Genomic DNA, 13,384 nt, shown 5'->3' with positions numbered 1-13,384 from the left:
TCGCGGCCGAAGCCACTCCTACGGTGGTCCGGTTCCGGTAGGAGCGCCTTCAGGCGCGATTCCCGGCCGTTCCTGTTGGCTTCAGTCGATGCCGAGCTTCTGCATCCGGTAGCGCAGGGCGCGCAGCGTCAGGCCGAGTTTCCTGGCGGTGACGGTCTTGTTGTAGCGGTTCTCTTCCAGCGCCTTGACGATGGTTTCGCGTTCGACCAGTTCAAGGCGGTCGCCGAGCGGTGCGGTGCCTGGCAGCACCGGGCTGTCGGCTACCGGTTCGCCGTGGTGGATATGGATGTCGTCGGCGGCAATCTCGTCGCCGGAGAGCGCGATGGCCCGCTCGAGGATGTTTTCCAGTTCGCGCACGTTGCCGGGAAAGCGGTAGCCGGCGAGCCTGGCGCGTGCGCCCGCACTCAGCTCCGGCGGCGGCAGGCCCATGCCGCCGGCCAGACGCGCGAGGATGTGGCGGGTGAGCAGCAGGGTGTCATCGCCGCGTTCGCGCAGCGGCGGCACGCGCAACTCGATGACATTGATCCGGTAGTAGAGGTCTTCGCGGAAGTGGCCGCTCGCCACCAGCGCGCGCAGATCCTTGTGGGTTGCCGAGAGGATGCGCACATCGACCGGCACTTCGGCCGTCTGGCCCACCGGCCGCAGCGACTTTTCCTGGATCACGCGCAGCAGTTTCACCTGCATGGGCAGCGGCAGGTCGGCGATTTCGTCCATGAACAGCGTGCCGCCCTCGGCGGACTGGAACAGGCCTTCCTTGTCGCTGACGGCGCCGGTAAAAGAGCCCTTGCGATGGCCGAAGAACTCGCTCTCCATCAGTTCGCCGGGGATCGCGCCGCAATTCACCGGCACGAAGGGCGCCTCGGCCCGCGAGCCTTGCTCGTGGATCATGCGCGCCACCAGTTCCTTGCCGGTGCCGGACTCGCCGGTGATGTGCACCGGTGCCTGGCTGCGCGCGACCTTGGCGATGGTTTCGCGCAATTGCTCGATGGCAGCCGAGTTGCCGAGCAGCTGGGCCTTGCCGCCGGTCACGCCGGTGTGTGGCACTTTCAGCGCGCTGCCGACCAGCTTGCGCAGCACCTTGATATCCACCGGCTTGGAGATGAAATCGAAGGCGCCGGCCTTCAGCGCACGCACGGCGGTTTCCACATTGCCGTGGGCGGTGATCACCGCCACCGGTGTGCCTATGCCGCGCAGCTGCATCCACTCGATCAGGTCGATGCCATCGCCGTCCGGCAGACGCATGTCGGTCAGGCAGAGCTGGAACTCTCGTCGCGTGAGCTGCGCCTTTGCCGCAGCGATATCGGCACAGCTGCAGACGTCGATATCCATGCGTTCCAGGGTGATGCCGAGCAGTTCCCGGATGTCGGGTTCGTCATCGACGACGAGGGCGATTGGTTTTGCCACGCTGGTCTCCGCTGCCTCAGTTTTCCCAGCGCGCCGGATCGGCAAACACGATCCGGAACACGCTGCCGCCGCCGCGGCGGGCTTCATATACCAGTGCCGCGCGATTGCATTCGCAGAGTTCGCGCGAGATGAACAGGCCGAGCCCGGTGCCGCCGCTGCGCCCCGTGGCGAAGGGTTCGAAAATCTGTTCACGCATCTCTTCCGGGATGCCCGCACCGCAATCGCTGACTTCAAGATAGGGCCGCCGGTTGCCGGACAGGCGTCCGAAGGAAATTTCCACGGCGATGCCGCCATTGCTGCTGCCGTACTTGATGGCGTTTTCGCACAGGTTCCAGACGATCTGCCGCAGGTGGCTTGGGTCTACGCGCACCTCCACATCTTCGGTGCTGGTGATGCTTATCTGGCCTTCGTGGAGTTCCAGCGTCGAGCTGAACTCGGCCGCGAAATCGCGGCTCCAGCCGGCCAGGTAGGTCAGTTCGGGACGGCTGGTCTCGCGCCGCGAAAGCTGCAGGACGTTCTCTATGATCTCGTTGACCCGTCCGGAATTGGTGCGAATGATGTCGATCAGCCGCCGGTCGTCGGCGCCGAGCCGGGGCGATTCTTCGAGCAGCTGGCTGGCATGACTCAGCGCGCCGACCGGATTGCGGATCTCGTGCGCGATGCTCGCCGACAGCCGGCCGAGCGCCGCCAGCTTGGTTTGCTGGACCTTCTGGCTGAGCAGCCCCGCGTCTTCGAGAAACATGAGCACCGGACCGTCGTCGCCACCGCCGAGCGGGGCGAGGTAGGCGTTGATGCGCGTGCTGCCGTCGGCGGAAAGGAAGGATGGCGGTTGCAGCAGCGGATTCCCCTGGCGGCGCCAGTCGCGGAGCATGCGGTCCAGATGCGGTGCCAGCTGTGCGAGATCCTGGCCCGGTTCGCGTGTGCGGATACCGGTGTGTTCGGCGGCGGACTGGTTGATGAGCCGCACGCGGTTGGCTGCATCCACCACGACGATGCTCTCGCGCAGGTTCTGGATGATGTAGTCATTCAGCTGGGCGAGATTGGCGAGATCGATACCGCGCTGCCGGGCCAGCGCCTCGCTTTCCTCCAGGCGGCGGGCAAGCGGATAGGCAGCCGAGGCGATCATGAAGATGATGGCACCGAGCACGCCGGCGGCGACGAAATCACCGCTGGGCGCGCCGTGCTCGAGGACGCGCAGCGACTGTTCGGCGAGGATGGCAAGGGCGGCGATGGCGGAGCCAAAGAAGGCCTGCCGGCCCTGGAGCGACAGGCTCGCTGCGCCGACAAACACCACCAGCAGGCCGCCGAGACCGCTGCGTACCCCGCTGCTGGCGTACATCAGCAGGATGATGGCCAGCACGTCGATGAGCAGTTCCACCAGTACCAGACGGGGCACGATGACCGGCCGGCGCCACTGCCAGACGAGCAGCAGCAGGGCAAACAGGCAGTAACTCGCCGCGCTGGCCAGAAACAGCCCCGCGTCGCGGATGCCGAGCAGCTGCGGATTGCGGAAGCCGAGCGCGATCGCCAGCAGGACGACGGCGACCACGGCGCGGAATATCGCCACGAAGCGCAGCATGCGGCGCGAGGTTTCGTTGCCGATGCTCCGCGCGGCCGGTTCCGGTGTGGCACCGGTTTGCGCCGTCAGTGTGTGTTCAGCTGTCGCCATCGATCCGGCTTGCGTGTTCCAGGAGACCTTAGCAGACACATTATGTCTGCCCGCCTGCCTGAAAGCGTGACGCCTTTCCCACTTCCCCCGCTGCCTGGCCCGTGTCGAGGTCTCTGCCCGGCGCGCCACGCTGCGGTTTGACAGTGCGACTGATTCGCCCACAATACGCGCCTTCCCCGCTCAGGCGCGCGCCATGAATCTGCACGAATACCAGGCCAAAGAACTGTTCCACCGTTTCGGCATCCCGGTCCCCTCCGGCGAGGTGGCCAGTACCCCGACCCAGGCTGCGGCTGCTGCCGGGCGTATCGGCGGCAAGGTCTGGGTGGTCAAGGCCCAGGTCCACGCCGGCGGGCGCGGCAAGGCCGGCGGCGTCAAGCTCGCACGCAGTGCCGAGGAGGTCGGCCAGCTGGCCCGGGCCATGCTCGGCACCCGGCTCGTCACGAAGCAGAGTGGCCCGCAGGGCATGCCGGTCAACCAGGTCTATGTGGAGGCGGGCAGCGAGATCGACCGTGAACTCTATCTGAGCCTGCTCGTCGACCGTTCCCGCGAACGCGTTGCCTTCATCGCTTCGGCGGCCGGTGGCATGGACATCGAGGAAGTCGCGGCGAAGACGCCGGAACAGATCCTCAGCGTGGCGATCAATCCGGGCGCCGGCCTGCAGCCCTATCAGGCACGCCAGCTGGCTTACGGGCTCGGCCTCAATCACGAGCAGGTCAAGCAGTTTGTCGATCTGGCCACGAAGCTTTACCGCCTGTGCAACGAGTGCGATGCCAGCCTCGTCGAGATCAATCCACTGATCGTCACCAGGGGCGGCGAATTGCTGTCGCTCGATGCCAAGATCAACATCGAAGACAACGCCCTGTTCCGTCAGCGCGAGCTGCAGACCATGCGCGATCCGAGCCAGGAAGACGAGATGGAGCGGCGCGCTGCCGAGCACGATCTCAACTACGTTTCGCTCGACGGCAATATCGCCTGCATGGTCAACGGTGCCGGCCTGGCCATGGCGACCATGGACCTCATCAAGCTGCACGGCGGTGAGCCGGCGAACTTTCTCGATGTCGGCGGTGGCGCAACGCCCGAGCGGGTGGCGGCAGCCTTCAAGCTGATCCTGTCCAACCCGGACGTGAAGGCCATTCTCGTCAACATCTTCGGCGGCATCGTGCGCTGCGACCTGATCGCCGAGGGCGTGGTGCGCGCGGTGCGCGACGTGAAGGTTGCGGTGCCGGTGGTGGTGCGCCTGGAAGGCACCAATGTCGAACAGGGCCGGGCGATGCTCAAGGACAGCGGCCTCGCCATCATTCCGGCCGACGACCTCAGCGATGCGGCCCGCAAGGCTGTGGCAGCGCTGTCATGAGGTTCCCGGATACCGCGCCTTCTGTGGGAGCGGCTTCAGCCGCGATTCTTCAGCCTAATATCGCGCCTGAAGGCGCTCCTACGCTTGTACAAGCAGAGCAATCAGCATGAGCATTCTCGTCGACAGGAACTCCCGCATCATCTGCCAGGGTCTGACCGGCAGGCAGGGCTCGTTTCACGCCCAGCAGTGCATCGAGTATGGCTCGAAGATCGTGGCCGGCGTGACGCCGGGCCGTGGCGGTGAGGAACACCTCGGACTGCCGGTGTTCAACACCATGCCGGAAGCGGTGCGCGCCACCGGCGCCGATGTCAGCATGATCTTCGTGCCGGCGCCGGCAGCGGCAGACTCGATACTCGCGGCGGCCGATGCCGGCATCAAGCTGATCGTGTGCATCACCGAGGGCATTCCGGTGCTCGACATGGTGCGCGTGAAGGCCGGTCTCAAGGACCACGATTGCCGGCTGATCGGTCCCAACTGCCCGGGCATCATCACGCCGGGCGAATGCAAGATCGGCATCATGCCGGGCTTCATCCACAAGCCCGGCAGGATCGGCATCGTCTCGCGCTCCGGCACACTGACCTACGAAGCGGTCTACCAGACCACGCGCAACGGCCTCGGCCAGACCACCTGCGTGGGCATCGGCGGCGATCCGATCCGCGGCATGAACTTCATCGACTGTCTGGAACTCTTCCAGCAGGACCCGGCCACGGAAGGCGTGATCATGGTCGGCGAGATCGGCGGCACGGACGAAGAGGCCGCCGCACGCTATATCCAGAAGCATGTCACCAAGCCGGTCGTCGCCTACATCGCCGGCGTGACGGCACCGCCGGGCAAGCGCATGGGCCATGCCGGCGCGATCATCTCCGGCGGCGAAGGTACGGCAGACGCCAAGTTCGCTGCGCTTGAAGCAGCGAAGGTACGCACCGTCCGCTCACCTGCCGAACTCGGCAGCGCGATGCTTGAACTGATGCGCTGATGCGCCGATGCCAGGCTCACCGGAACTCCGTATCGCGCTGGCCCAGCAGGATTTCCCGGTTGGCGATGTCAGTGGCAACACCGACAAGATCATCGCCGTGTTGCGCCAGGTCCGGCAGGCCGGGAATGCCGATCTGGTGGTCTTTCCCGAACTCGCCATGTGCGGCTACCCGCCGGAAGATCTGCTCTTCCATGCCGGACTGAGGCGGCAGGTCGCCGAGGGCCTCGAGCGAATCCGTGCGGAGAGCGCCGACCCCGGGGTGCTGGTCGGCTATCCCGAGTTCGCGGACCAGCGTATTTATAATTCCGTGGCGCTGTTTGCGGGCGGCAGGCAGCTTGCCAATTATCGAAAGTGCTGCCTGCCGAACTACAGCGTGTTCGACGAGCAGCGCTATTTCACCCCTGGCGGCGATCCGGCGGTTGTCGAGTTTCGCGGCTACAGACTCGGTCTCGGCATCTGTGAAGACATCTGGCAGCCCGGTCTCCCGGCGCGCGCGGTCGCGGCCGGTGCGGAACTGCTGCTGGTCATCAACGGCTCACCCTTCGAAACCGGCAAGCAGGCGCGGCGCGAAGCGGTGATCGCGGCGCGTGCGGTCGAAACCGGCCGGCCGCTGGCCTATCTGAATCTGGTCGGTGGCCAGGACGAACTGGTCTTCGACGGCGGTTCCTGTGTCGCCGATGCCGATGGCCGGATCGTGTTTCGCGCACCGGCCTTTGCGGCCGGACTGCATTTGCTGCGCTTTCGCCGCGAGCCTGACGGGCGCCTCGCACCGGTGCCGGGCACCGTCGTGCCGCTGCTCGACGACGTGCCCAGCGTCTATGCGGCGCTGCTTACGGGCATACGCGATTACGTGCACAAGAACGGGTTCCCCGGCGTGGTGCTCGGCCTGTCCGGCGGCATCGATTCCGCGCTGACCCTGGCGCTGGCCGTCGATGCGCTGGGTGCGATGGCGGTGCAGGCGGTGATGATGCCCTACCGCTATACGGCGGCGATGAGCATCGAGGACGCTGCCTTGCAGGCGCAGCTGATGGGCGTCGACTACCAGGTGCTGCCGATCGAGCCGATGGTCGAGGCCACGCGCAACTCGCTGGCATCGCTGTTTGCCGGGCTGCCGGAGGATGCGACCGAGGAAAACATCCAGTCGCGCTGCCGCGGCATCCTGCTGATGGCGATCTCCAACAAGAGTGGCCGGATGGTGCTGGCGACCGGCAACAAGAGCGAGATGGCAGTCGGCTACGCGACGCTCTACGGCGACATGGCCGGCGGCTTCGCACCGATCAAGGACTGCACCAAGACCCTCGTCTACGAACTGGCCCGCTATCGCAACAGCATCGGCGCGGTGATTCCCGAGCGCGTGATCAGCCGTCCGCCGAGCGCCGAGTTGCGTCCGGACCAGCAGGACAGCGATTCACTGCCGCCCTATCCGGTGCTCGATGCGATACTCGATGCGCTGATCATCGACAACCGTTCGGTGGACGAGATCGCCGCGCACGGCTTCGACCGGGAAGTGGTCGTGCGGGTTCTGGAGATGGTGCGTCGTGCCGAGTACAAGCGCCGGCAGGCGCCGCCGGGCGTACGGATTTCCGGGCGGGCCTTCGGCCGCGACTGGCGCTATCCGATCACTTCGGGCTACCGCCACAAGGCGTAGGAGCGGCTTCAGCCGCGATTCCAAATCTTCAAGCCATGATCGCGGCTGAAGCCGCTCCTACCAGAACTTGTACCAGGGCTTCTTTTCTTCCTTGACGACCTGCTTGAGCGTGTCCGGGTAATTGCTGGCGATCACCCGTCGCACGTCGTCGGCCTGGTCGCGCATGCCGAGTTGCCGGTAGGCATCCAGCATGATCTTCAGCGACTCGGCCACGGCCGGTGCCCCATCGTAGTGTTCGACGATGTAGCGGGCACGGCTGGCGGCTGCCAGCCAGCCACCGCGACTCATGTAGTACCGGGCGACATGCAGTTCGTAGTCGGCCAGCCGGTTGCGCAGAAAGACCATGCGCTGGCGGGCATCCGCCGAGTAGGCGCTGTTCGGAAAACGCTGGATGAGCTGGGCAAAGGCCGAGAAGGATTCCTCGAGGTTCTTCGGCGGCCGTTCCGAGAGATCCGCATTGAACCAGCGGTGATACCAGCTGCTTTCGCCCGAGAAATAAGCCAGGCCGCGCATGTACAGCGCGTAGTCGACGCGCGGATGGGTCGGATTTTCGCGCTCGAACGTGGTGGCCGCATCGACCGTCGCCTCGATCTGCCGGTCGTTGTAATAGCAGTAAATCAGGTCGAGCTGGGCCTGCTTGCTCTGGTTGGCGAACGGAAAGCGCGCTTCCAGTGCCTCGTAATACTGGATCGCGTTCTTGAAATTGCCCGAGTCCATGGACTTGTGGGCGCGCTCGTAGAGCTGTTCCACCCCGGACTTGTCTTCTTTGTCCTTGCGCAAGAAGCAGCCGCTCAGGCTGCTGGCGAGCACTGTGGCCAGCACAAGCGTCACGGTGATGCGCTGAAGGGATGGCCTGCGGGAGTTGTACAGGTGCATGGGATGGAATTCGGTTTCCGTGCTGTCGCCGGGCGGGCCGAGAGTATAGCCTAGCGCGCCATGGACCTTCCGCAGCATCGGGTACAGATTCCGCCGGGACGGGACGGGCACCGGCTCGACCAGGTGCTGGCGGAACTCATGCCCGATTATTCGCGCAGCCGCATCAAGCAATGGATTCTCGATGGCCAGGTGCTGCTCGATGACACCGTGCCCGAACCGCGCACGCGGGTGCTGGCCGGCCAGTGGGCAGTGATCGGGATCCCCGGCCCCGAACCGGCGGACGACGCGCGGGCAGAAGCGATGCCGCTCAACGTCGTGTACGAAGACGGTGATGTGCTGGTGGTCGACAAGCCCGCGGGGCTGGTGGTGCATCCCGGGGCCGGCAATCCGGCCGGTACGCTGCAGAACGGTCTGCTGGCTTACCTGCCGGAACTCGCTGAACTGCCGCGCAGCGGGATCCTGCATCGCCTCGACAAGGACACGAGCGGCCTGTTGCTGATCGCGAGGACCATTCGCGCGCACACGCACCTGGTGCGCGACCTGGAGGCGCGGCGGATCACCCGCGAGTATCGCGCCGTATGCGTGGGTACGATGACCGGCGGCGGAATGGTCGACGAGCCCATCGCCCGGCACCGTACCCAGCGCACGAAGATGGCGGTGGAGCAGGGCGGGCGTGTGGCGCTCACGCACTACCGGGTGCTGGCGCGTTTTGCGCACCACACCTATATCGCCGTGCGGCTCGAGACGGGCCGCACGCACCAGATCCGCGTGCACATGGCGCACGTGCGTCACCCGCTGGTGGGCGATCCCGCCTACAGCGGCCGGCTGATCATTCCGGCCGGTGCCACACCGCGCCTCGCTGACGCGCTGCGCGGATTTCGCCGCCAGGCGCTGCACGCACGGCGTCTGTCCTTCGTGCATCCGGTCAGCGGTGAAACGATCGATCTGCTGGCGCCCTTGCCGGCGGATTTCCGCATCCTTCTGGCGGCGCTCGCCGATGACGATGCCGCCGTCGACCGGCTGGAGAATCTGCCATGGCCCGGGCACCAGCAGAACTCGATCTGATCCGGCCCGACTGGCCGGCACCGGCAGCCGTGCGCGCGTTTGCGACCACGCGTACCGGGGGCTGCAGCAGGGGCGTATATGCCTCGCTCAATCTCGGCGACCACGTGTCTGACGGGCGTGCGCCGGTACAGAGCAACCGCGCAAAGCTGCGCGCAGCCCTTGAGCTGCCCGCCGAGCCCCTGTGGCTGCAGCAGGTGCATGGCATCGAGGTGGTGAATGCCGCGACCGCTGGCTTGCGCCCTGTGGCCGATGCCGCATATGCCGATTCGTCAGGCCGGGTATGCGCCGTGCTGACGGCCGACTGTCTGCCGGTGCTGTTCTGTGATCGCGCCGGCACGCGCGTGGCAGCTGCGCATGCCGGCTGGCGCGGACTGGCGGGCGGCGTGCTCGAGGCCAGCGTTGCGGCACTCTGCAGTTCCGGTGCGGCGGCAGAGGATCTGCTGGCCTGGCTCGGTCCGGCAATCGGCCCGCAGGCCTATGAAGTCGGTGAGGAGGTCCGCAATGCATTTCTGGCCGCCGATCCGGGCGCCGAAGCCGCTTTTCGTGACGGCCGGCCAGGCCACTGGTGGCTTGATCTCTATGCGGCGGCCCGTGCCCGGCTGGCGCGCGCCGGGGTCACGGCCGTCTGGGGCGGCAATTACTGTACCTGGAGCGATCCGCAGCATTTCTACTCGCACCGGCGTAGCGGCAGGACCGGCAGACAGGCAACGCTGATCTGGCTGAGCCCATGTTGAATTCCTGCATCGCGTCCCCATCTTTCTGCAGTACCCGGTATTCATGAATCCCAGGCAGCGGAGCTGAATCATGCGCATGGACAAACTGACCGCCAAGTTCCAGTCGGCACTGCAGGACGCGCAGTCGCTGGCGGTTGGCCGTGATCATCAATTCATCGAACCGGTACACCTGATGCTCGCACTGCTGGAACAGCGCGGCGGTACGGTGCGGCCGCTGTTCAGCCAGGCGGGTGCCAACCTCAACCTGCTGCGCTCGCGGCTCGGCGAGGCGCTCGACCAGTTGCCCCAGGTCGAAGGGGCCGGCGGCGATGTGGCGATGTCCAACGATCTGGGCCGGCTGCTCAATGTCACCGACAAGCTCGCGCAGAAGCGCAACGACCAGTACATTTCCAGCGAGCTGTTTGCGCTCGCCGCCTGCGAGGACAAGGGCGCTCTCGGCCGCATCCTCAAGGACGCCGGCGTGGTACGCGGCGCACTCGAGAAGGCCATCGATGAGGTGCGCGGCGGCGCGACCATCGATGATCCCAACGCCGAAGAGACGCGCCAGGCGCTGGAAAAATACACCGTCGATCTCACCGAGCGTGCCGAGCAGGGCAAGCTCGATCCGGTGATCGGCCGCGACGACGAGATCCGCCGCACCATCCAGGTGCTGCAGCGGCGCACCAAGAACAATCCCGTGCTGATCGGCGCGCCGGGCGTCGGCAAGACCGCGATCGTCGAAGGCCTCGCGCAGCGCATCGTCAACGGCGAAGTGCCCGAGAGCCTGAAGAGCAAGCGCATCCTCGCACTGGACATGGGCGCGCTGATCGCCGGCGCGAAATATCGCGGCGACTTCGAGGAGCGGCTGAAGGCCGTGCTCAAGGACCTGGCCAAACAGGAAGGCCAGGTGATCCTGTTCATCGACGAGCTGCACACCATGGTCGGCGCCGGCAAGGCCGAAGGCTCGATGGATGCCGGCAACATGCTCAAGCCCGCGCTGGCGCGTGGCGAGCTGCACTGCGTGGGCGCGACCACGCTCGACGAATACCGCAAGTATGTGGAGAAGGACGCCGCGCTCGAGCGCCGCTTCCAGAAGGTGCTGGTCGACGAGCCCTCGGTGGACGACACCATCGCCATCCTGCGCGGCCTCAAGGAGCGTTACGAAGTCCATCACGGCGTGGACATCACCGACCCGGCCATCGTCGCCGCCGCCACGCTCTCGCACCGTTATATTGCCGACCGGCAGCTGCCCGACAAGGCCATCGACCTGATCGACGAGGCGGCCTCGCGGCTGCGCATGGAGATCGATTCCAAGCCCGAGGAGATGGACCGTCTCGACCGCCGCATCATCCAGCTCAAGATCGAGCGCGAGGCGCTGAAAAAGGAATCCGACGAGGCCTCGAAGAAGCGCCTGGCGGACCTCAGCACGCAGCTCGCCGCGCTGGAAAAAGAATATGCCGATCTCGAGGAGATCTGGAAAGCCGAGAAGTCGGCGGTGCAGGGCGAGGCGCACATCAAGGAAGAACTCGAGCGCGCGCGCATGGATCTGGAAACCGCGCGTCGTGGCCAGGATCTGGCGCGCATGTCGGAACTGCAGTACGGGCGGATTCCGGAGCTCGAAAAACAGCTCGAAGCGGCCATCGGTGCCGATCAGGGCGAGACCCGCCTGCTGCGCAACCGGGTGACCGACGAGGAAATCGCCGAGGTCGTCGCCAAGTGGACCGGCATCCCGGTCAGCAAGATGCTCGAAGGCGAGAAGGACAAGCTGCTGCGCATGGAAGAGGCGCTCGGCCGCCGCGTGGTCGGCCAGACCGAAGCGCTGAAGACCGTTGCCGATGCAATCCGCCGCTCGCGTGCCGGCCTTTCGGATCCGAAGCGGCCGAACGGTTCCTTCATGTTTCTCGGCCCGACGGGTGTCGGCAAGACCGAGCTGACCCGCGCGCTGGCGGAGTTTCTCTTCGATACCGAAGACGCGATGGTGCGCATCGACATGTCCGAGTTCATGGAAAAGCATTCCGTGGCCCGGCTGATCGGCGCACCGCCGGGTTACGTGGGCTACGAAGAGGGCGGTTACCTGACCGAGGCGGTGCGCCGCAAGCCTTATTCCGTGGTGCTGCTCGACGAGGTCGAGAAGGCGCACCCCGACGTCTTCAACGTGTTGCTGCAGGTGCTCGATGACGGGCGCCTGACCGACGGCCAGGGCCGTACCGTGGATTTTCGCAACACAGTCATCGTCATGACCTCGAACCTCGGCTCGCAGCGCATCCAGAGCATGACGGGCGAGGAAAACTACGCGGCGATGAAAGCCGCGGTGATGGAAGTGCTCACCGAGCACTTCCGCCCGGAGTTCATCAACCGCGTGGACGATATCGTGGTCTTCCACCCGCTATCGGCGGACCAGATCCGCGACATCGTCGGCATCCAGCTCCGCTATCTGCAGGCCCGCCTCGCCGATCGCGACATGCGGCTGGAACTCGACGATGCGGCACTCGACAAGCTGGCCGAGGCCGGTTTCGACCCGGTGTATGGTGCCCGGCCGCTGAAACGTGCGATCCAGCAATACATCGAGAACCCGCTGGCGCAGGAGATCCTGCGCGGCCATTTCGGTCCGGGGACGCTGATCAGGGCCAGCGTGGCCGACGGGCAGTTGGCCTTCGCAGCCCAAGCTGGCTGATCAATCAGGTGCTCAAGGAATTCATTGCGGGCCACCGCTGGGGGATTCGGGTTTTCTCTGATCAGTCAGCTGTCCGGTTCATGGCGCCGTCACGGGGCCGGGGTGAGCGGCTGCGCCGGGTACATCAGTGAATGCTACTGATGTGATCTGGGATTTTTTTGCTGCGCAGGGGAAGTCGCGGTAGTCGGGGTCAGGGGAAAATAAAATCCGGCACCTTTTCTGGCACCTTTCTACGGCGATGGGGCTCTCCCTGCGCTGGTGTCGGTACCGAGCGTCTGCGCGAGCGCTTCCATCTCCTCGAGTGCCTCGAGTATCTCGATGAGCGGCAGTTCTGCCCAGCGGCGTATCTGTTCGCGCCGCGCGCCCTCGAAGGTGGTGATAGACCAGTCGATGTCCGGCGGGGTCGCTGTGCTCATGGCGTCAGTCGCAGCTTCAGGTGCTCGACGTCGAGCCGGTCCTGCGGCCGGTCGGCAAGCTGCTTCATCCGGATCAACGTCGCGATGGACACGAAACGCACCGGCAGATCGGCCCGCAAGGGCTTGACTAGCGCGGCACCGTACTCCGGATCGAATGCGAATGGTTCGTTGACAAAAATATCGATGGGCGTCTCGCGATGCTGATCGCTCCAGAGCTGGAATACCTGCATGCCTTTGTCCCGCGCCCAGGCTTCGCGTTGTGCCGGATCGGCGAACTGCTCGGCCGCCACCGGTATGGCCGGCCGGTAGCCGAGGGTCGCGAGCGCTCCGAGCGCGAGCTGGACGTTGGCCGGATCGAGTTGCACGACGAGGTCTACGTCCTTGGTGAACCGCAGATAACCGTGCGCGTTGACGGCTAGCCCGCCCGCCACAAGGTAACGCACGGAGGCTTCCTGCAGAGCCCGGGCAATGGCCTCGAAGCTGGCGACCTTCATGTGGCAAGCCTAACGGGGTCGGTAAGCAGGGTAAAGGTCGCAGTTCCTGTGCCGCACCCTTCGGGCGGCCTGCAGCCCTGCAGTCCTGCTGACCG

Annotated in this window: 11 protein-coding genes; 6 read left to right on the top strand and 5 right to left on the bottom strand. The window is 65.6% G+C overall.

Going from position 1 to position 13,384, the window contains the following annotated elements; genetic code table 11:
- Positions 1 to 81: 81 nt before the first annotated feature.
- Together H6979_08560 and H6979_08555 are read right to left on the bottom strand one after the other, a co-directional pair.
- Positions 82 to 1,404, bottom strand: coding sequence for a sigma-54-dependent Fis family transcriptional regulator (locus H6979_08560; protein MCP5139895.1), 1,323 nt, complete (start codon positions 1,402 to 1,404; stop codon positions 82 to 84).
- A gap of 16 nt (positions 1,405 to 1,420) precedes the next feature.
- A complete protein-coding gene (locus H6979_08555; GenBank protein ID MCP5139894.1) occupies positions 1,421 to 3,073 on the bottom strand; it encodes a PAS domain-containing protein in 1,653 nt (550 codons plus the stop codon).
- A gap of 193 nt (positions 3,074 to 3,266) precedes the next feature.
- On the opposite strand from H6979_08555, the gene sucC reads away from it, so the two are divergent.
- From sucC to H6979_08540, 3 genes are all read left to right on the top strand, one after another.
- On the top strand, positions 3,267 to 4,427 hold the full coding sequence (gene sucC / locus H6979_08550; protein MCP5139893.1) for an ADP-forming succinate--CoA ligase subunit beta: 1,161 nt from the start codon (positions 3,267 to 3,269) through the stop codon (positions 4,425 to 4,427).
- A gap of 106 nt (positions 4,428 to 4,533) precedes the next feature.
- Complete coding sequence (gene sucD, locus H6979_08545; protein ID MCP5139892.1) at positions 4,534 to 5,403, top strand: succinate--CoA ligase subunit alpha; 870 nt, start codon at positions 4,534 to 4,536, stop codon at positions 5,401 to 5,403.
- 7 nt (positions 5,404 to 5,410) lie between these two features.
- Positions 5,411 to 7,051, top strand: coding sequence for an NAD+ synthase (locus H6979_08540; GenBank protein MCP5139891.1), 1,641 nt, complete (start codon positions 5,411 to 5,413; stop codon positions 7,049 to 7,051).
- A gap of 57 nt (positions 7,052 to 7,108) precedes the next feature.
- Here the strand turns inward: H6979_08540 and H6979_08535 are convergent, their stop codons facing one another.
- Positions 7,109 to 8,005: an outer membrane protein assembly factor BamD gene (locus tag H6979_08535; GenBank protein MCP5139890.1), complete on the bottom strand. Its 897-nt coding sequence runs from the start codon at positions 8,003 to 8,005 to the stop codon at positions 7,109 to 7,111.
- Here H6979_08535 and rluD point away from each other — a divergent pair.
- The 3 genes from rluD to clpB all read left to right on the top strand — a co-directional run bounded on the left by rluD (position 7,988) and on the right by clpB (position 12,379).
- Positions 7,988 to 8,992, top strand: a complete 1,005-nt coding sequence (rluD, locus tag H6979_08530) for a 23S rRNA pseudouridine(1911/1915/1917) synthase RluD (GenBank protein ID MCP5139889.1) — start codon at positions 7,988 to 7,990, stop codon at positions 8,990 to 8,992. The genes H6979_08535 and rluD overlap by 18 nt on opposite strands.
- Positions 8,962 to 9,726, top strand: a complete 765-nt coding sequence (pgeF, locus tag H6979_08525) for a peptidoglycan editing factor PgeF (GenBank protein ID MCP5139888.1) — start codon at positions 8,962 to 8,964, stop codon at positions 9,724 to 9,726. The genes rluD and pgeF overlap by 31 nt, the downstream gene beginning before the upstream one ends.
- 70 nt (positions 9,727 to 9,796) lie before the next feature.
- Positions 9,797 to 12,379: an ATP-dependent chaperone ClpB gene (clpB, locus tag H6979_08520; GenBank protein ID MCP5139887.1), complete on the top strand. Its 2,583-nt coding sequence runs from the start codon at positions 9,797 to 9,799 to the stop codon at positions 12,377 to 12,379.
- Positions 12,380 to 12,609: 230 nt separating this feature from the next.
- Here clpB and H6979_08515 read toward each other — a convergent pair whose 3' ends face one another.
- A complete protein-coding gene (locus H6979_08515; GenBank protein ID MCP5139886.1) occupies positions 12,610 to 12,795 on the bottom strand; it encodes a hypothetical protein in 186 nt (61 codons plus the stop codon).
- The gene (locus tag H6979_08510; protein ID MCP5139885.1) at positions 12,792 to 13,289 is read right to left on the bottom strand and encodes a hypothetical protein; all 498 of its coding nucleotides are present in this window, start codon (positions 13,287 to 13,289) and stop codon (positions 12,792 to 12,794) included. The genes H6979_08515 and H6979_08510 overlap by 4 nt, the downstream gene beginning before the upstream one ends.
- Positions 13,290 to 13,384 lie beyond the last annotated feature (95 nt).

The organism is Chromatiales bacterium (genome assembly GCA_024234935.1).
GTDB lineage: Bacteria > Pseudomonadota > Gammaproteobacteria > Steroidobacterales.
The sequence above is the reverse complement of the archived record's forward strand: the minus strand, read 5'-3'. Positions and strand labels throughout refer to the sequence as shown.